This window comes from Noviherbaspirillum massiliense JC206 (genome assembly GCF_000312045.1).
GTDB classification, from domain to species: Bacteria; Pseudomonadota; Gammaproteobacteria; order Burkholderiales; family Burkholderiaceae_D; genus Noviherbaspirillum; species Noviherbaspirillum massiliense.
This window is the reverse complement of record NZ_HE978635.1, coordinates 449537-467428: the sequence shown is the minus strand read 5'-3', so window position 1 is coordinate 467428 and position 17892 is coordinate 449537. Positions and strand designations below refer to the sequence as shown.

Annotated in this window: 12 protein-coding genes; 6 read left to right on the top strand and 6 right to left on the bottom strand. The window is 60.8% G+C overall.

The features are described 5' to 3' along the window. Positions 1-177: 177 nt before the first annotated feature. Both HGHM_RS21775 and HGHM_RS17755 read left to right on the top strand, forming a co-directional pair. Positions 178-1107, top strand: coding sequence for a DUF6502 family protein (locus HGHM_RS21775; protein ID WP_019142911.1), 930 nt, complete (start codon positions 178-180; stop codon positions 1105-1107). Next, the gene (locus HGHM_RS17755; protein WP_019142910.1) at positions 1104-2312 is read left to right on the top strand and encodes a DUF5666 domain-containing protein; all 1209 of its coding nucleotides are present in this window, start codon (positions 1104-1106) and stop codon (positions 2310-2312) included. The genes HGHM_RS21775 and HGHM_RS17755 overlap by 4 nt, the downstream gene beginning before the upstream one ends. A gap of 107 nt (positions 2313-2419) precedes the next feature. On the opposite strand, the gene HGHM_RS17750 is transcribed toward HGHM_RS17755, so the two are convergent. Both HGHM_RS17750 and HGHM_RS17745 read right to left on the bottom strand, forming a co-directional pair. After that, entirely contained in the window at positions 2420-3370 is a 951-nt protein-coding gene (locus HGHM_RS17750) for an ATP-grasp domain-containing protein (protein ID WP_019142909.1), read from the bottom strand. 251 nt (positions 3371-3621) lie between these two features. After that, positions 3622-4146 carry a superoxide dismutase family protein gene (locus HGHM_RS17745; protein WP_019142908.1) on the bottom strand — a complete coding sequence of 175 codons (525 nt, stop codon included), beginning with the start codon at positions 4144-4146 and terminating at the stop codon, positions 3622-3624. A 394-nt stretch (positions 4147-4540) separates the two neighbouring features. On the opposite strand from HGHM_RS17745, the gene HGHM_RS17740 reads away from it, so the two are divergent. The 4 genes from HGHM_RS17740 (at position 4541) to HGHM_RS17725 (ending at position 10515) form a co-directional block, all read left to right on the top strand. Next, positions 4541-4912 carry a CzcE family metal-binding protein gene (locus HGHM_RS17740; RefSeq protein ID WP_245549294.1) on the top strand — a complete coding sequence of 124 codons (372 nt, stop codon included), beginning with the start codon at positions 4541-4543 and terminating at the stop codon, positions 4910-4912. A 225-nt stretch (positions 4913-5137) separates the two neighbouring features. After that, positions 5138-8029: a hypothetical protein gene (locus HGHM_RS17735; RefSeq protein ID WP_019142906.1), complete on the top strand. Its 2892-nt coding sequence runs from the start codon at positions 5138-5140 to the stop codon at positions 8027-8029. Next, the gene (locus HGHM_RS17730) at positions 8019-9056 is read left to right on the top strand and encodes a hypothetical protein (RefSeq protein WP_019142905.1); all 1038 of its coding nucleotides are present in this window, start codon (positions 8019-8021) and stop codon (positions 9054-9056) included. The genes HGHM_RS17735 and HGHM_RS17730 overlap by 11 nt, the downstream gene beginning before the upstream one ends. A gap of 43 nt (positions 9057-9099) precedes the next feature. Further along, a complete protein-coding gene (locus HGHM_RS17725) occupies positions 9100-10515 on the top strand; it encodes a hypothetical protein (protein WP_019142904.1) in 1416 nt (471 codons plus the stop codon). A gap of 39 nt (positions 10516-10554) precedes the next feature. On the opposite strand, the gene HGHM_RS17720 is transcribed toward HGHM_RS17725, so the two are convergent. From HGHM_RS17720 to HGHM_RS17705, 4 genes are read right to left on the bottom strand one after another with little or no spacing between them, the layout of a single operon-like run. Beyond that, a complete protein-coding gene (locus tag HGHM_RS17720) occupies positions 10555-11928 on the bottom strand; it encodes an HlyD family efflux transporter periplasmic adaptor subunit (protein ID WP_019142903.1) in 1374 nt (457 codons plus the stop codon). Continuing rightward, positions 11894-14428 carry an FHA domain-containing protein gene (locus HGHM_RS17715; RefSeq protein ID WP_019142902.1) on the bottom strand — a complete coding sequence of 845 codons (2535 nt, stop codon included), beginning with the start codon at positions 14426-14428 and terminating at the stop codon, positions 11894-11896. Before HGHM_RS17715 ends, HGHM_RS17720 begins: the two co-directional genes overlap by 35 nt. Before the next feature lie 6 nt (positions 14429-14434). After that, positions 14435-15886 (bottom strand): efflux transporter outer membrane subunit, encoded by a 1452-nt coding sequence (locus tag HGHM_RS17710; protein WP_019142901.1) that lies wholly within the window; start codon positions 15884-15886, stop codon positions 14435-14437. Positions 15887-15929: 43 nt separating this feature from the next. Next, positions 15930-17867 carry an HD domain-containing phosphohydrolase gene (locus HGHM_RS17705; protein ID WP_051155359.1) on the bottom strand — a complete coding sequence of 646 codons (1938 nt, stop codon included), beginning with the start codon at positions 17865-17867 and terminating at the stop codon, positions 15930-15932. Positions 17868-17892: the final 25 nt, after the last annotated feature.

Genomic DNA, 17892 nt, shown 5'->3' with positions numbered 1-17892 from the left:
CACCTTGACAACTCCGGGCGGATTTCCCCGCCTTTATACGGTTCCAAAACTATAATTGAGTTACGGCAATAAATGGGATTTTTTCCCATTTATTGCTGCTCAGGCGCAACATCGCTGGTGGCAAGAGTTGCCAGATGGCAGAATGCGAGGGTTCTTTCCGCGAAAGAAACTTTCAATATGGACAACAAGGCTCGCCAAGGCGACGATGAGTCTGGCATCGATGCGGTCCACAGCACGCCCGGAGGCGTCGCGGTGCTGCAGCAGGCCGCCCTTGCGTTTCGTCCTTTGGTGCGACTGTTGCTCAGTCACGGAGTGACATATCCGCAACTGACCGAAATGCTGAAGGGCGTGTTCATTGAAGTGGCGCGGGAGGAAGTGCGTGACAATGGACGGCGCATGACCGACAGCCGGCTGGCCGTGAAAACCGGCATTCACCGCAAGGATGCCAAGCGCCTGAGCGGTGCGCGGGCACGCGCCACACCAGACGGGCCGCGCAAGATGTCCGTCAGCCTGCCTTCTGCCGTATTCACCCGCTGGCTGAGCGATCCGGCCTTTTGCGAGAAGGACGGCAAGCCGAGAACACTGCTGCGGCGCGGCGACGCCCCGCACGATTTCGCATCGCTCGTCAAATGCATCTCCACCGATGTGCACCCGCGTACCGTGCTTAACGAATTGAGCCGGCTGGGATTGGTGGACGTCGACGGTGAGAGCGTTCATCCCAGGCTCAATGCCTTCGTGCCGAACTCCGATTTCGCTCAAATGCTGGCCTACCTGGGCGCCAACCTGCACGACCATGCGGCCACTGCAGTGCGCAACACGCTTGGGATCAAGCCGGCATTCCTGGAACAAAGCATTTACAGCGATGCCGTGCATGCGAACGCGGTTGCCGAACTGGCAGGACTGGCCCGCCAGGAATGGACCCACATCCTGAAAAGCTTCGTGCCGGAAGTCGCGCGCCATGAACCAGACACACAGGATGCCCAACCTGCAGCCGGCGCCAACCCGCCGCGATATGCCCGTATCAGGCTGGGCATGTATTTCTATGCAGAAGACGAGCGCGAGCCCGCTCAGGACCTGCAAAACGATCTAGACAGGAAAGCAAAGTGAAAAATATTCGTTCCCATCTCACGCTGTTCACGCCCCGCCGGCTCTGGCTCGCGGCCACAGCCGGCCTTGCAGCCATCCTGATCGCCTGTGGCGGCGGCGGAGTCGATGTTGCCGGCGTCGGCAGCGGCGGCACGGGCGCCGCGGTCAGCGGCACGGTGACCGGCTTCGGGAGCGTCATCGTGAACGGCATCCGTATGGACGACGATTCTGCGACCATCATGCTGGACGATGCGCCAGCAACGGATGGCGATCTGCGACTCGGCATGACGGTCGATATCGAAGGCACTGTGGCTGCGGGTGCGACTTCCGGGACCGCTTCACGCATCGCCGGACGCAGTTACGTGCAAGGGCCGGTCGAATTCGTTGGCCAGCAAATCAAGGTCCTCGGCGTATCGGTAAACGTCACGCCGAACACCGTATATGACGACAGCGACAATCGCAGCCTCTCCGATGTGAGCGGGCTGCAGTCAGGCGACATCGTGGAAGTCTACGGACTCCCTGATGCAGCGGGTACCTTGGAAGCGACCCGCATCGAACGAAAGCCTGTCGCCACCACGGAGGTACGCCTGACCGGCACTGCCGCCGAAGCAAACAGCAACGCCCTCACCTTCAAGATCGGCGACACCACGGTGAAGTATTCCAGCGCCCAACTCGTTGGCTTGCCATATGGCGTCCTGGAAGGCCTCACAGTAAGGATCAAAGGTTCGATATCGGCAGGAGGAATGATCCTCGCCAGCGAAGTGCGGCAAATTGGCCTGGTCCCGGCCCTTCAGGAAAGCCAGTATGCCGAGCTGGAAGGCGTGGTGACGAAGTTTGCATCGGCTGCTGATTTCGAAATCAACAAACTGAAAGTCAGCCTCGCCGCCGATGGCCAGCTCATCGGCACCCTGACTCAGGGCGCGCGCGTCGAAGTCGAAGGCAGCTTCAGCAATGGCGTCCTGCTGGCTTCACGCATCCTGGTTCTGGACAAGACCCAGCCGCAAGCCAATCTCAACGAGGTGCATGGCAAGATTTTCAATGTTGATTCAGGAAACCGGACATTCACCATGCGCAACGGCAACGTCACGGTAAAGTGGGATGGCTTTACATCGTTTATTGCACCTATCAGCTCCGGCGATCTCATCCCCGGAGCGGCAGTCTACGTCAAAGGCAATATGCAGGGGAATGTCTTGCTCGCCTCCGAGATCAGCCTGAACAACCGCTAGGCACGCAAGTCTGCAGATGCCGGAACTGCAGGAGCCAGCCTCTTCGGGCTGGCTCTTAATTTCGCCTCAAGCCCGCGACGATGCGCGTGACTACACGGCCGCCGGCGTCACGGTCTGACCGACATCTCCAGTTCTTCACCCAGATATGCAGCGATAGCGCGCATGCCGTACATGCCCGCTTCGGCTTCTGCTTCGCTGTTGTAATTGGTATTGGTATTGACGTCGTAGGTATAGATGGTGCCCGCAGCATCGATGATGAATTCGATGCCGGCGATGCCGATGCCATTGTCCGCGATGAAGCGGGCGTACTTTTCGACAATCGGTTCCCGAAAATCCTTCAGGATGCGAAAGCGCGGCGCGGAAGCTGCGGGCGGCGCCTCGCCTGCCGGACAAAACGCGTCGTCGACCTGGCACACGTCCGCCGGGCACAACTCGAAGCCGAGTGAAGTATCGACACGTACCGCATACAGGAATCGGCCACCGACAAACTCGACACGCGTAATGAAAGGCTCAGGTGCACCGATGTATTCCTGCACCAGGGTGATGCCATCGATCGGCTCTTCGAAGACATCGCTCCCGACATACCGCCTGAGCGCATCGTGGCTGCGAAAGAGACGCACGCCCAACCCCTTGCCTGCCCGATTGTGCTTGGTGATGAATGAGCCATCGAAGGAGCGCGCCGCATCGATCACCTGGTGCCGTCCGACTGCCGCTACGGTGCGCGGCACGCGGATGCCATGCTGTGTGAGGGCCGCATACTGCGCGATCTTGCTGACTTCCAGCTGGAGCGCACGTCCGTTGTTGACGACCCGCCGTCCGTGGCATTCCAGCCAGGCAAGAACCGCCGCTGCGTATTCCGGCCCATAGCGGTGGCCGCGCGTATGGGAGGAAGCGCTCATCCGGTTATAAAACAGGCCCGGCGGCGGAGTCGAAGAAAAATCGAGCACTCCCTGGTCGAGGTACCATTCCTCATAAGGCAGGCCCAGTTCCGCGAATGCCGCGCGCAGCGGCTCCATCCAGAGTTCATTCTCATGGATGACATAGATTTTCGGCGCCATGTTCACTTCTGCACCAACCGGCAGGGTCCGGAGCGTTCCTCATCGGACATATCAGGATGAATTTCCTATTCATTCATCTTGGTCGACGCCAGCTCTTAACTCAAGCTTTCTTTCATGGAAGAGAAGGCGCGCCCACTGTCCGGCTATAGGGAACACGGTACGCAATCGGCTACGCGGCAAAAGTGCCCGCCCTGCAAGGAAGGGATTCACCCATGCCACCCTCGCATGGGCCGGGCATGCCTTGCTCCAAATTACTGCAAGGCAATGACCCCGCAGGCGACGCGCTTGCCGGAATTGCCGGCCGGCTGGCTGACATAATCGTCCGGATCGGCGTGCACGACGAGCGCACGTCCAATCACACTGTTCGGATCGCCTTTTTTCATGTTCACGCTGCCCACGGGAATGGCGACTTCCGCGACCGCCTTGCCGCTGGCATCGGCCTCCAGGTTGCCGAGGTCGCCGCCATGATGCGGCACGGAAGTCGGACTGCCATGCGCTTCCTTCGTCGGATTGAAGTGCCCGCCGGCGCTGCTGGCATCCGGTGCGCTGCAATCGCCTCTCTCATGCACATGGAATCCATGCGCACCGGGCTTCAAACCCCGGACCTCGGTTTTCACGATCAGCTTGTCGCCTTGCTGCGTAAAGCTCGTGGTGCCGCTGACCTCGCTGCCTTGGGTCGGCTTGAGCTGCGCCACGGCAACCGGGTTGGACTTCGACATGTTGGCGCAAGCGGAAAGGACAGCCGTCCCCAACGCCAGTGCGATCAGCAGTTTCATGGTTTCATCCTTTCTTGTCATTGATTCGAGATGCCGTCTCCCGATGCCCGGCTTGCCTCGCTGTTTACCGGTTGGCGTCGGTAAGCCGGGTCAATACGGCGATCAAGCCACCTGTAACGAGGCCGCTGATTAATACGGTTCCCAGCACGATGATTACGACCATGGCGGTCCACCTCTTCTGTGCGCAAAGTGATGTCCCATTACAGCATGAGGGCACGACGTGGAGTTGAGAATTATCAGGGACCATCAGTCCCTTTGCTGATCAAGCGAAGCTCGCGCACAAGGACGACTCCCATATTGCGTGCCGGCAGCAGCGCAGGATGTCATGCATGCGGAACCGCAGAGGCCGTTCTCCGGTCATTACTGCATCTACACGAGCACACGCGAGCCTCCCATGCTTACCAGGCGCCTGCCGACAATGAAGCGGAGAGTTTCCATCCTTGCCCCGCTCGTGCTGTCTGTCGGGGCCATGGCCGCTTGCGCGACAAAGTACACCGACCTCCTGGGCCAGCCGGCGCCGCTTGACGCAGCCCAGCGCACGATCGTCATCACGCCCGAGACGAAGTACGTGAACATCGAAGGCGGGCAGATCGTCAGGTTTAACGTCGGCGACCAGTCCTTCGCCTGGAATTTCTTTGTCGCGCGCACCATCCACGCCTTCGATCTCAACGAAGTGGCGCCGCCCGGCATGCTGAACCACCGGGTGCGCGTCTACCTCACGCCCGACCCGCGCTACATTGGTGACGGCGGGCACAGGCACAGATAAAGCAGGTCACAAGTACGCAACGTTGCACCGTACCTGCTCATCGCCGCGATTCCAGGCATAGCTGCCTTGAGCTGCATCAATGGTTACACAGCGAGATCGACCAATATTCAAGGAATGCCGCGCTTGAGCAAACACTATTAGAGCCATAAGAGTTCGCCATCTTTCCGGCCGATTCAGGGAGCAGACCATTGCGCCAAATTGAACGACTAGGCCGGAAGGTGAACCATGCTTCAGACTTCGCTTTTTCCCTTGCGTACCATACTTGGCGACGCTATTCCACTTGGAAAGACGCCCAAGATCAGCCAGACTTTCGAATCGCAGGAGTCGAAGCAGCTTCAAATCGAATACGAGGTCGTGGCGAAGCCAGGCATCACGGCAACGATAACGGATCCGCATTACCGGAACTACCTGCCGGTTTATGACATCGGTGGCACCAGCCTCGTACCGGGCGCAGGCATGGATACCTTGCCAGTACCGCCGGCGCCGCTGCCATTTGGCCCGGATGCGCAAGTCCTGTCCCTGTTCGCGCTCAGCAAGACGACGGCAACGACTGATGTCTCCAGAAAGCTGTCAGCAAAGTTTTCCATCCTCTTGCCTGACAAATTCCTGGTTGGCGGCATCTGTTTCGGCGGCTATCCCTATCTGCCGTTTTCCCGCTCGCGCATGCAGGACGAAGGCGAGAATTCCGCCAACTTCGGCCTACCGCGTGAAGTGCGCCTGACCTGCCTTGGGCTGACGGGCGATGAAAAGGATTCAAGCGCGGCCTTTGAATTTCTCGACGCGGAAATCTCGGCCACGAAGCAGGACATCATTTCGCACTCCAGCTTCCACTATCTATGCATCGACCCTACCCTGACCAATGTGGTGACGGTGCATCTTTCCGATTACCCGCGGATACTGAGGCGCATGAAGTCCTCCGGCGACAACATTGCCATCGAGGAAAGATACGGCTTCATCATTCCTTATTTCTATGTGTTCCAGTACAGAGAGAAAACCCGTTACCGGCCGCCGGTATGTGCGGGTCTGCTAGGAGCCGGCAGGACGGGACGCCTGAAGCCGTCGCGCCATCCGAGCGTCGAGAATGCCTTTTCCACCGACATCGAAGACAAGTACATCCTGACCGACAGCAGCGGCAGCAACGGTGAATACTTTGACTTCACCGCCGCCAGCATGTTCGGGCAGCAGAGGGACTATCTTCCCAAAAGAGAATTCCTCGACCGGGAACATCCACAGACTAGGCTTACGGAATGTTTCGTTTCTTCCATGATCGCATCCGGCGAATCAGTACTGCTGTGTACCGAGCAGGCGGAGGAATACGAGCGCAGCGTGGCCGGCATCAAGATCTTCCTGCCGTTCGTGCCGGAATCCATTTCCGCCGAAGACATTGTGCGCGTCCTCGAAAACCTGGCCACCTTCTTCCCCGGTTTTTCCTTCGACGAAAACGCTCCGCGCGAAGAGCTGGAGAAGGCATTGCGCCTGTTCCTGAGCGTACCGCTCGACGTCGATTTCTGCGAAAAGATAGGCATCCGGATTTTCGAACTCGATCCGCTGGAAGGCGTGTCTCCGGTCAGCGTTCCGCTCGACGGCAAGCATGCGACGCTGCTGGCGGACGTCCAGATCGACGACCTGTCGGAACTGCTCCTCAGCCTCACTCTGGATGGCGTCAAATTCCTCAGGCCGTCGAATTCGCGCTACTTTGCCATCGAGCTTTCCAACCGCGACGACAAGGCTGGCCAGTTTGCCGTCAAGGCGTGCAAATGCATCCAGTCGGCCCACGTCTCGGTTCATCCGCGGGCGGCCGTTACCCAGCAAGTCAAGAGCCTCAATTTCCGGCTTGTCGGGTCGAACCTCGCCGAGGATTACAGTCTGCTGGGAGACAATGGTTTCAATTTCAGCATCGAGCGCTTCATTGCCGGCGAACGCAAGAGCGTGCTGTTCCGCGCCAACAGCCTCGTTGACCTGTTGCAGGTAGGCGTCGCGAAAATCTACAGCAACGTCAGGCGCCGGGCGGTCGAATTCGAACAAAGCAGCTACAACGACGCCATCAGCGCCGATAAGGCATTGGGCGCAGGCCGCAGGAATTACGACATCCGCCGTATGGAAGCCTATTCCGATTCCTGGCGGCGCACGGAAACCGGAACGACCGCTGGCCATCAGGACTTCATCAGCGGCCCGGAGCGCTGGTACGGCCCACTGCCGCACTGGTCAGGCCAGCAGGCGCCGGATGCACCGAGCGAACAGGGCAGCGCTTTCGGATTCAGCACCCTCGGCAACCGGGAAATCCGCACCCACAGCGCCAACCAGTATCCTCGCCTGACCGATACTCAGGGCAATTCCAATGAATGGAATGCCATCCGCAGCTATCTCAACCTGCTGGGGGAAATCCAGAACATCGGGCAACCGGGTGTGCTGGTACCGGCGCCCCCGGCTGCCGGTCTGGGGGTAGGCGGCTGGAATACGCGCGCCTGGTTGGGCCGCTCATCCGTGCCGATTGTCAGCGGGACGATGAACGTCAGCGTCAACCCTCTGGCACCGATCGTCGATGTGACTAACATGATCGATGACGTAATCAACAACCGGCCATTCAACGCAATCAACCTGGGATTTCTGGCAACCGGCACTGTTCCGTTGCTCCTGAGCGGCGGTGGTAACTCCTCGCTCTCCGTCAGTCCGGGCGGCGTAGGCGTGTCACTTGGAATTCAGCCGACGCCCACGGTCAATTATTCCTATTCGGTGGGATCAGTCGGCAACCGCAGCACCCTTGCATCGGAAGAGGGATATTCCTATGCCCAATCCCTGAACAAGTCCTTCGACGATGCGCGCACCGTGAGCTATGGCGACGAGGGCAACCAGAACCGCGTGGTGATGCGCAAGGCGGTCCCGGGCACCGACCGGCAACGCATCAATGGCGCGGAAGTGATGTGGCAGGGAGAACTGGCCGACATCATCACCGGCAGTATTCCGTTGAATTTCACCTTGCCTGCCACTTCCACCCGGACGCATTTCCGCACAGCCGACGACTCACTGCGGGTCCGCCTCGGCAGCGGCGTGGGCAAATCCGTGTCGGTGGATTTCTGGTTCGATCTGACCGAAGAGAGGGTGAGAGATGATTATTGACAAAACCCGCCTTGCAGGTCTCGCCGCCTACTTCCAGGACCCGGGTAATGCGGGGCAAATCAACCTCGCGAACCAGGTTCGATCGCGGACAGAACCACTCGGCAAGGGAAAGCAGCTGGACGTGTCTTCCATCGAATTGCTGATCGAATCCGACACGGTCGACTTGCTCGACCTGTTCAGGCGGCAGGCGCAGCCGCTCCTTTCGATCACCGTGATGAAGGAAATGTTTCCCTCCCTGTTTGCCGACCCATTCCGGCATCGCGTCCACAACATCGCGGGCTTCGAGGATTTCAAGCGCGGCAAATTCAAAAATGCGCGGGCGCTGGATGTCGACGGCATCCCGACCATTGTCTCGATCGGCACCGGCCTGTGCAAATGGACCTCTCCCCTCTACCCCATGCCGGAGCCAATGGCATTGGTCCACGCCGCCTGGGAACTGGCAGCTTCCAGGAAGACGGCCAAGGGAAATTTCGAATACAGCCTGAAACTCGATACCTTCGACGGCAACCGGAATTTGCTCCGGACGGTGTTTCTTGCCAACCCGCAGAACATGGGCCAAGCCGGCAACCTCGATCCCACCGCCCCGCGCAAGGCAGAAAATCTGGGCTTGAAAGATGTCGCCTTCTATCAAGTGGAATTCACGGCCGATGTGAGAAAGGATGCCGCACTTTACGAAAAGCACAGCACTCTGCTCAGCGAATCCATAGGCACGCCGCTGCTGCGGGCAGTCAATCTGCTGGAACCGGTCGAGCCGGCCCATGATATTCATTCGCTGCATGAACTCCTGAGCCTGGCATCGGCATACCACTTGTTCGAGCCGCAGGGAACGCCCTTGCGGAAAATGCTGGTCACACTGGAATTGTCGGCCACTCTGGTGCACAGCGACTATGAGCGGATCGTGAATAACGATCCGGACGACGCCGGCAGCCTGTATGAATTCATCGAGATCGACGTCATGACCAACAAGTTCACGAACTTGGAAGCGAGACTGGTCGCGGAAGTGATGATCCGGCCGCAGTTCGGATGAGCATGGGCCACGTCGCCGCCAAGGAAAGTATCGCCGAAATCCCATGGATAACCTGCCAACCGATGTCCTGCAAGACGAAGCATGGCTGGAAGGAAGGTCAAGCACCAATCCGCGCAACTGGGTGCTCCTTGACATTGAAAAGGACGCCGCCGGACGCTTTCATATCGTCGAACAAAGACCGACTTTCGATGCGCGCTGGGGTGATTACCCATCGGGCGTGAAAGCTCTGGAAGTGTTGAAGAATTACATCGAGACGCACCCGATCTATAGCGACTACGCCTTCCATATCGAATCCATCGATCCTCAAGATGTCATCTCCGTAACGGCCGAGAAAAGCAATACCCAGCTCAACAATGCCAGACCGACGGAACCGAATATCAAAAACGAGGACAGGTCCAATGTGGCGAAATCCGACAACAACCGTCCTGAAAAACTGCAGGAGAACATCAGCGGCATTTCTGGCAATGATGATCACAACCAGCGCGCACAAAACACCACGCCTGCCACCGAAGATGATAAAAGCAAATCGGTCGGCGATCAGGCCGAGGAAGCCGTGTCGCAATTTTTTGGTCAGGGCCAGCAAGCCGCAGCGACATTGAAGGGCCAACTGGAAGAGTATGTGAATGAAGGCGGCAACCCCATGCTTGCGGCGCTCGGTGCAACCGGCCTGGACGCGTTGAACCTTGCGATGGGATTCGCCGGGTCGACGGCAACAGGCATCCTGGATGTCCGGAACCTGGGCGAAGGCGTCAAGAAAGGCTCCTGGGAAGGCGTGAAGGAAGACCTGGGCCGGGTGGTCAATGTCCTGCCACAGGGAAAAGCGGTAAAAGTCATTTCAGCCGTATTGACCGCTTCCGACCTGGTCGACGCGGCCGGAACCATGGTCGATGCCGCCAACAAGGGCGATGCAAAGACAGTCCTCACCACGGCGGGTTCCGTCGCCGCTTCCTTGCTGATCAAGAAGCTCACTTCGAGGAAAGGCAAGAATGTAAAGATGGATGCGCATTTCCCGGACGGACCGAAGAAGGTCGAAGTTCCGAAAAAGGTCTTGAAGGAAGCCGCGAAGCGAAGCGCGCAGCTCAATGCCTACCTGGATGGGGCCAGCAAGAAATTCAATACCGTGGCCGTCTTTGTCGCCTACGATCCCCGGACCAAGAAGGCGTACATCCCGATTTCCGCGAACAAATCGCTGGTACCGAAAAAATTCCGCGATTGGCTGGAAAGCGATGAGCACCTGCGCGGCATAGACAAGATCAAAGGCCTGGACAAGAACAATCTCCATCACGCCGAAGTCAATGGAATCACTGGCATCTGGAGCAATGGCGACGCGGTGCTGCTGGTCATGCCTTCGAATAACGCCTGCCCGGTATGCCTAGCCATGCTCAACTCCTGGCGCATTCCGTTCATTAATCCCAAGGATCTCAAGGCATTCACGGCATCGCTGCAATCCGGAGGCTGAGCCGGGTGATCGAAATTCTTATGCCATACCGGGAAACCCTCATCCGCCGATATCGCGGAAAGGATCGAGCGCAAGATCGATCAGCCGGCGCTCGCGTACCACGACTTCCGCGCTTGCCGTCATCCCGTAACGCAAGGGATATCTTTTGTCTGCCACCTGGTAATAATCCCGCTGCAGCGTGACGCGTCCCTCGTACACCGGCTGCTTGTTCTGCCCCGCGGGCTTGGTGGCCGGTGAAATGTATTCGAGCGTGCCATCGATGAGGCCGTACCGCTGGTAGGGGAAGGCATTGAACTTCATCTTTACCGGAAGGCCTTCACGCAGGAAAGCGCGGTCCTGTTCGGCAATCGCGATCTTGAGCACGGGCCGGGCATTTTTCGGTGCGATGCCACCCAGCGGCGCGTTGGCCTGTATCTTGTCGCCGGGCTGGGTGGATGTCACGTCTGTGACGACGCCGTCCACCGGTGCGACGATCAGGAGAAAATTATCCTTGTCGATGTTCTCGAAGCGGATTCGCGCGGCAGCGTCGGCGACCAGGCGGGCGGTTTGCACCTGCAGGCGCGTCTTGTCTTCCGCGATCGCGATCTCCTTCAAAGCCGCGTCATAATCCAGGCGCAGCTTGGCAAGCTGCTGGCCGCTGCCCTCGACCTTCTCGGTGGCTTCCCGGTATTCCTGGCTCAGCCGGAAATTCAATTCGCCGAGCTTCGACTGCGCCACCCGCAGCGCGTTTTCCGCAGCCTGCAAGGCATTCTTCTTGGCTTCGACCTGCGACTGCGACACGCCACCGCCGCCGGGCATGGCGAACAGGCGCGCGAACTTGTCTGCCTCTTCCTTGGCAAGGTCGCGCGCGCGGCGCGCATTGTCGAGATTGCTGCGTGCTTCCTGCAGCTGCGCCTTCTGCCCTTCCGCCAGCTTGCTCGTCCCTTCCGACATGCGCTTTTCATGCAGGCGCTCTTCCGCCTCGATCTGCTGTTGCAGGGCCTGCGCCTTGCGTTCCATCAGCGCCTTCCGTTCCGGGAACTGGCGCCACTCCCGCTCCGCATCCTCGAGTTTCAGCTGGGCTTCGAGCGCATTGGTGGCGGCCTCGATCGCGCCACGCGCATTCAGCCGGCCCAGCACATCGCCCTTCGATACCGGCTGGCCTTCGGCGATATAGAGATTGGCCAGCTCGCCATCCACCGGCACATAGACGCGCCGTACATCCGATTCCGGCTGCAGCGTGCCCGGTGCCGTCACGATCACGTCCGCATGGCCGAAAAACGACCAGGCCAGTCCAGCCAGCACCAGCGCCACCATCGCGATCACCGCGGCACCCGTGAAGCGCGACGGCTCGGCGGTCAGGAGTGCAATGCCTTCGGCGCTGTGGTCTTCGAGCGCCTCAGTTAGGGGTTTTAGACGATCTCCGCTCTTCATCGCTTGGACCTCCCAGCAAATCCAGCTTGGCCTTCAACAGCCCGGGTTCCAGCACCCGGCGCAATTCCAGCAGCGAGCGGCGCTGCAGCTCGGTTTCCGCATTGATGTCATCGCGCAGCTTGCCCGACTGCACGGGATAATCGGCTTTCAGCTGGGTATAGATGCGCATGCCCTGCTGCGCATTATCCTGCGCTTCCGACAGCAGCCGGGCCTGGGTACGGAACTGGCCGGAGATGCCGGCTTCGAGCCGTTGCCCGCCGCCGATGGCGCCATTCTCCCGGTAGCGGCTCCACAGCGTCTGAGCCCGCGCCAGCAAATCCTGCGCCCGCTTGAGCGCCTTGCCCCGGTAGGCATTCACATCGGCCTCGGTCGCGCGCACGAAATAGGCATCTTCTTGCGGATCGAGCGAGGCATAGAATGCGAGAAGCCGGTCGTCGTAGCCTTTGGTGCCGCGCGCCTTCTGCAATTGCGCGAACTGCTGCAGCACCGCTCGCTTGTGCTCCAGCTGCTGCGCCACCGCATCCCGCCAAGTGCCGGCATCCATTCGTTCCAGGCCGGCAAGCGCCTGCTCTCCCCTGCCCGCGCGCCAGTCCCGTGATACCGTCTGGTACTGCGCCACCATGTCGGCGGAAGGAAGCTGGCGGCTCGCAATCAGGCTTTGCAGCTTCGCCTGGAACGGCGGAGTGGCAAGCCGAGTCGCGGCCAGCAGCCGGATGAGCGGGACCAGCGTGCGTGCGCGCATGGCACGATCGATTTCCAGATACTGGCGCAGGTCCTGGCGCAGGCTGTCCAGCCCGGCGAGCCGCGGATATTTCTCGGCATAGTCCTTCAGCACGTCTTCCAAAGCTTCCGGCCGGTCGCGATCGAGTTCGCTCCGGATCGTGGTCTTCAGGCGGTCGATGGCGGCCACATAAACCGCGTCGTCGCTCTGCAGCCGGCGCAGGTGGCTGAGCGTTCCGGCGTAGCTGTCCCTGAATTCCGGCACATAGGAAGCGATGCGGGAGAACATCCTTTGATGTTCCCGGGTGTCTTCATTCCAGCGCTTGAGGAAGGCGCTGATCCTGTCCTCGTCCGCAAAGATCCGGATCGGCGCATCCGTTCCCTCCCTGCCAGCCATGAATCGTTCCAGTTCCGTCATCCACGCCAGCTCGCCCAGCAAGGGCCGGGCATCGGCATTGTGGCTGCCGAGGCGCTGCAGGTGGGCGAGGTCGGCATTCGCCGCATCGAACTCGCGTGCCTTCAGATGGGCCAGCCACTGCGGCAGCTTTGCCTTGAGCAGCGCCTCGGTGCCCAGTGCCTGCAGTTGCGCATCGTCGGGCGCCTGTTCCAGGTAATGGTCGGCGCTCGCCGCCGCCTGCGCGGCTTCGCCGCGGTCCAGCATGTCCTGCAACTCGCGCTCCGGCGCGGCCTTGAGGTAGAACGCGAATGCCAGTGCGCCGAGGATGACTACAAATCCCCCACCAGCCCACCATGCGCGCCGCCTGCTCCTGCGCTCGCCTTCCCCAAGCACTGCGCGCAGTTCGGACAGGAAGGCTGCGAACTTGCCGCGCGGCCGACGCTGGCCTGCTTCCGCAACACCCCCTGCCTGCCGCGCTGCTTCCTCGTTTACCTCGTCTTCCTGTTGCGGAGCCGGATCGACGCAAAAGATATCGAGGAAAGAATCGGCAGCCGCAACGAAGGTGGTCTTGTCGGCATCGGCGGTCCCGACCGCGGCAGGACGCTGGGGCACGCCCAGCCGGGTCAGGGTGGGGTCGGCCGGCGCATCCTCCTGCTGCAAGCTCAGCCGGTAGACGAAATGGTGACCGCCGAATCCGAGCACATCGCCTTCCTGCAAGGGCAGCGCATGTTCGTCCAGCCGCTTGCCATTGAGGAAAGTGCCATTGGTGCTGCCGAGGTCTTCGATGTAGGGCGCACCACCCTTGAGGAAGACATGGGCGTGGCGCCGCGAAAGGTAATTCACCTGTTGCGGGTATTTTTCCTTGTAGCGTGAAAATGCGGCATCGGCCTTGCCGACCAGGAAGGGAAACTGGGTAACCACGATGGCTTGCAGCCCGTGATCGCCGCGTTCCGGCTGCAGCGTCAGGCCGAGGAGTTTTGCGGCGGGCTTGGGCGAGCGGGTGCGCACGCCAAGCCGTACCCGGTACAGCAGTCGCCCGCCGAAGCAGACTTCGTCGCCGTCATGCAGCTGCACGGTTTTCTGGCGCACCTCGACGCCGTTCACGGTCGTGCCGTTCTTGCTGCCGAGATCGGCGAGATAGACGGTGCCGTACTGGGAAAAGATTCGTGCATGGCGGCGCGACAAGTCAGCCACCAGGTCCGGCTGCCAGGACGCAAAAGGATGCTCGGTTCGCCCGACGGCGAACAGGCTTTCCTCGATCCGGATCTCGCCCAGTTCCGGATGGGACAGGGGCTCCAGCAGGATTTCGGATTCCTGCCCGCCTGGCGCACGCCCCTTGCCGTTCAGGGCTGGATCGGGAACAGGGGGTGACGCGACATTCATTGCTGCTTACCTGCGCGCATTGCTGACCTCGACCGGCGGCCAGCCTCCGCCCAGCGCCTTGTACAGCGTGACCGTGTCCGACAGGATTTGCTGATGATTGGCCAGCAGCGCGAGCTGCGTGCCGAGCAGCGAGCGCTCCGCCTCGAACACATCCAGCTGCGACACCATGCCTTCCTTCAGCTGCCCTTCCACCTGGGCCGCGACCACCCGCAGATGTTCGATCTGCTGTTCCAGTTCGGCTCTCTGCTTCTTGTGCGCATCCAGATTCACGAGTGTGTTTTCGACTTCTTCGAACGCGGCCATCACGGTTTTCCGGTACTGCTGTTCGATCACCTCGGATTGCGCCTCGCTGGTCTTGACGCGCGCTCTGACGCCCGGGTCCAGCACCGGAATGTTGATCGCGGGCGCCAGGCCGAAGGTGAACGACTTCAGCAAGCCGGACAGAGCCAGGCTGGACGTTCCTCCGCTCGCAGTCAGGCTGACCGAAGGCAGTTGCGCCAGCTTGGCCTGCCCCACCAGATCGTAGGCTTCCAGCACCCGGTATTCCGCCGCGACGATATCCGGCCTGCGCTTGAGCAGTTCCGACGGCAAGCCGGACGGCACGTCCGGCAGTTCGATTTTTTCCTGCAAATGACCGGAAGGCACCTTGAATTCACCGGCCGGCACGCCCATCAGCGTCGCCAGCGCATTGTCGGACAGGCTGCGCGCGCGGCGCAGTTCCAGCAGATCGGTGGTCAGGCGGTTGATCTCCGCGCGCTGCTGCAGCACCCGGGTATTGGGCAACAGGCCATTCCTGTACTGCGCTTCATAAATCGCCAGTATCTGCTTCGCCTTGTCCAGGGCTTGCTGCTGGCTGTCGATCTGCTCGTCGAGCTGGAGGATCTGGAAATAGGTGGTGGAGACATCCGATACCAGTGTCAGGTATGCAGCGCGCCAATCCGCCTCGCTCGCGCGGTATTCCGCCGTCTGCGCCTGCACGCCCTTCTCGACCTTGCCCCAGATATCGATATCCCAGTTGACCTGGGTATTCAGGTTGAATTGCCGCGCGAAATTCTGCCCGGTGCTTTTTTCGAAGCTGGCGCCAGCACCGGCATTCAGCGTCGGCAGCGCGCCGGCCCGGGCTTCGCCGATCGCGGCTTCGGCCACCCGGATGCGCGCGGCCAGCACCTTGACATCGAAGTTGCCCTGGATCGCCTTCGTCACCAGGCTGTCGAGGTAAGGGTCGCGGAATTCCTTCCACCACTCCGGCGTGATCGCCTCGGAGGCCGACACCGGGGTCGCCTGCCCGGACCACGAAGCCTTGACCGGGGTGTCGGGTTGCCGATAGTTCGGCATGCGGACATCGGCGCAGGCGCACAGCAGGGAGGCGCACACGGCAGCCGTCGCCAGGCGTGCAGGCGGTATGCGGCAATCGTGCCTGCGTTCGCCGGAAGCTGCGGAAAAAGTTGAGGTATGCATGTCGTGACGATCTGAATGTCGATAATGCGGCAATGCTTGCCGCTTACGCCGGCGTCCACACCCTGGATTCAACGAACACTTCGAACAGGCGCGCATCGAGATGGCCGGCCTGGCATTCCAGGCCGATCAGGTCCAGTGCCTGTTCCACCGGCACCGCTTTCTTGTAGGGCCGGTCCCCGGCGGTGAGCGCATCGAAGATGTCGCAAATGGTCAGGATCCGCGTCTGGACGCTGATCTGGTCGCCGCGCAAGCCCATCGGATAACCGGAACCATCCAGCTTCTCGTGATGGCCATGGGCGATCGCGGGCACGCTGGCAAGATCGCGTGTCCACGGAATCAGGATCAGGAAGGAGTAGGAATCGGCCACATGCGATTCGATCTGGCGCCGCTCCTCCAGCGTGAGGCATCCCTTGGGCAGGCTCAGTGCCGAGAACTCCGCTTGCACCAGCAAGGGCAGCATGGCGTCATCCGATTCGCCGTAGGCATAATCCATGACTTCCTTCAAGTCCGGCAGACCCGCGCTCGCGGAAACCGCGGGCTCGTTCGCGCGCCGGATGGCATCGAGAAAGCGCTCCAGGCGGTCGACTTCTTCGCGCAAGCCTTCTTCGATTCCGCGCTTGGCTTCGCGGAATGCCGCCATGCTGAGCTCATGCCGGGCATGCAGTTCGACCAGCCGCCGGTACGCCTGGCGCTCCAGGCAAGCCTGGGCATACTTGAAGCGCTGTTCCAGCAGGCGCATGTCGGCATGGTGCAGCTTCTTTTCCTTGCGCAGCACATGCTCGCGCACGCCCACCTTGCCGAAGTCGTGCAGCAGCGCGGCATAGCGGATCTCGCGCAGCTGGTCCTTGCTGAAGACGATCTGGCGCAGGCCGGGCGCATCGGCCCGGTCCACCGCCTGCGCCAGGTGTTCAGCATAGCCGGCGACGCGGAAGGAGTGGCCCGCCGTCACCGGATCGCGTTCCTCGATCGCCTGCACCGATGCGCGCACGAAGCCATCGAGCAGGCGTTCGATGTCGGAATACAGCTGGAAATTCTTCAGCGCCACCGCAGCTTCCGCGCACACGCCGGTAAGCATCTCCAGGTCCTGTTCCTTGAAGGCATAGGGATCGGAAGAAGTATCGACCTGGATCAGGCCGAGGCACTCGTCTTCCAGCAGCAGAGGCACGCACATCACGCTGCGGATTGCCTGGGAAATGATGGAATCCCGCGAACCGAAATGACGGTCGGACAAGGTATCGACCGAGAGGATCGCCTGCTTCCGGTTAAGCACTTCCTCGATGATGGTGCGCGACATCCTGGCTTTGTCCGGGTCTTCGACTGTGCCGTCGCGCCGCCGGGCCGCCACCGGCGCCGGTGCTTCGCCCTCGCTTTTCGGCAGCAGGATGAAGGCACGCTCGGCCAGCGGAAACAGGTCGAAGATGAAGTTCATGATCTTTTCGATCAGGGTCGCGCGGTCGGTGACCACGCCCAGCGCGATGCTCACCTGTGCCATGGCATGCAGCTTTTGCACCGTGCGCTGCATGTCGCCCTGGGCCGCCTCGGCCGGCGCTTCGGAAACCCGCGTGTACTCCGTCGCGTCGACGGCCTTGGTGATGATGGTCGGCATGCTGTCGCGGTCGGGTTCGATCAGCGAATGGAACACGATCTGGGCGGACGAGACGCTGAGTTCGTCCCCATCCCGCAGCGGATGCCATGCACCGGGCGCGAGCCGCTTGCCGAGCACGTATGTGCCATTGAATGAATGCAAGTCTTCCACGAAATAGATATCGCCCCGGCGCGAAATGCGCGCATGGCGCCGGCTCACCGTGTGCTCGGGGATGCAGAGGAATTTGTCGGAGGCCAGCGAATCCTGCGGGTCACGCCCGATGACGACTTCATCATGGAGAGGAAAGACGATCGGCTTGCCCGTGCCATCCCCGATGACTTCCAGATAGGCCATCTCTGCGCCGGCTGAACCGGCAATACTTGCTGGGGTTTCCATCGCGCCTCCGTTCATCCCGGAGCCG

Excerpts from the sequence above, each read along its gene's own strand:
- HGHM_RS21775 (WP_019142911.1), top strand. The coding sequence starts at position 178 with ATGGACAACAAGGCTCGCCAAGGCGACGATGAGTCTGGCATCGATGCG.
- HGHM_RS17750 (WP_019142909.1), bottom strand. The coding sequence starts at position 3,370 with ATGGCGCCGAAAATCTATGTCATCCATGAGAATGAACTCTGGATGGAG.
- HGHM_RS17745 (WP_019142908.1), bottom strand. The coding sequence starts at position 4,146 with ATGAAACTGCTGATCGCACTGGCGTTGGGGACGGCTGTCCTTTCCGCT.
- HGHM_RS17740 (WP_245549294.1), top strand. The coding sequence starts at position 4,541 with ATGCTTACCAGGCGCCTGCCGACAATGAAGCGGAGAGTTTCCATCCTT.
- HGHM_RS17735 (WP_019142906.1), top strand. The coding sequence starts at position 5,138 with ATGCTTCAGACTTCGCTTTTTCCCTTGCGTACCATACTTGGCGACGCT.
- HGHM_RS17730 (WP_019142905.1), top strand. The coding sequence starts at position 8,019 with ATGATTATTGACAAAACCCGCCTTGCAGGTCTCGCCGCCTACTTCCAG.
- HGHM_RS17725 (WP_019142904.1), top strand. The coding sequence starts at position 9,100 with ATGGATAACCTGCCAACCGATGTCCTGCAAGACGAAGCATGGCTGGAA.
- HGHM_RS17720 (WP_019142903.1), bottom strand. The coding sequence starts at position 11,928 with ATGAAGAGCGGAGATCGTCTAAAACCCCTAACTGAGGCGCTCGAAGAC.
- HGHM_RS17715 (WP_019142902.1), bottom strand. The coding sequence starts at position 14,428 with ATGAATGTCGCGTCACCCCCTGTTCCCGATCCAGCCCTGAACGGCAAG.
- HGHM_RS17710 (WP_019142901.1), bottom strand. The coding sequence starts at position 15,886 with ATGCATACCTCAACTTTTTCCGCAGCTTCCGGCGAACGCAGGCACGAT.
- HGHM_RS17705 (WP_051155359.1), bottom strand. The coding sequence starts at position 17,867 with ATGGAAACCCCAGCAAGTATTGCCGGTTCAGCCGGCGCAGAGATGGCC.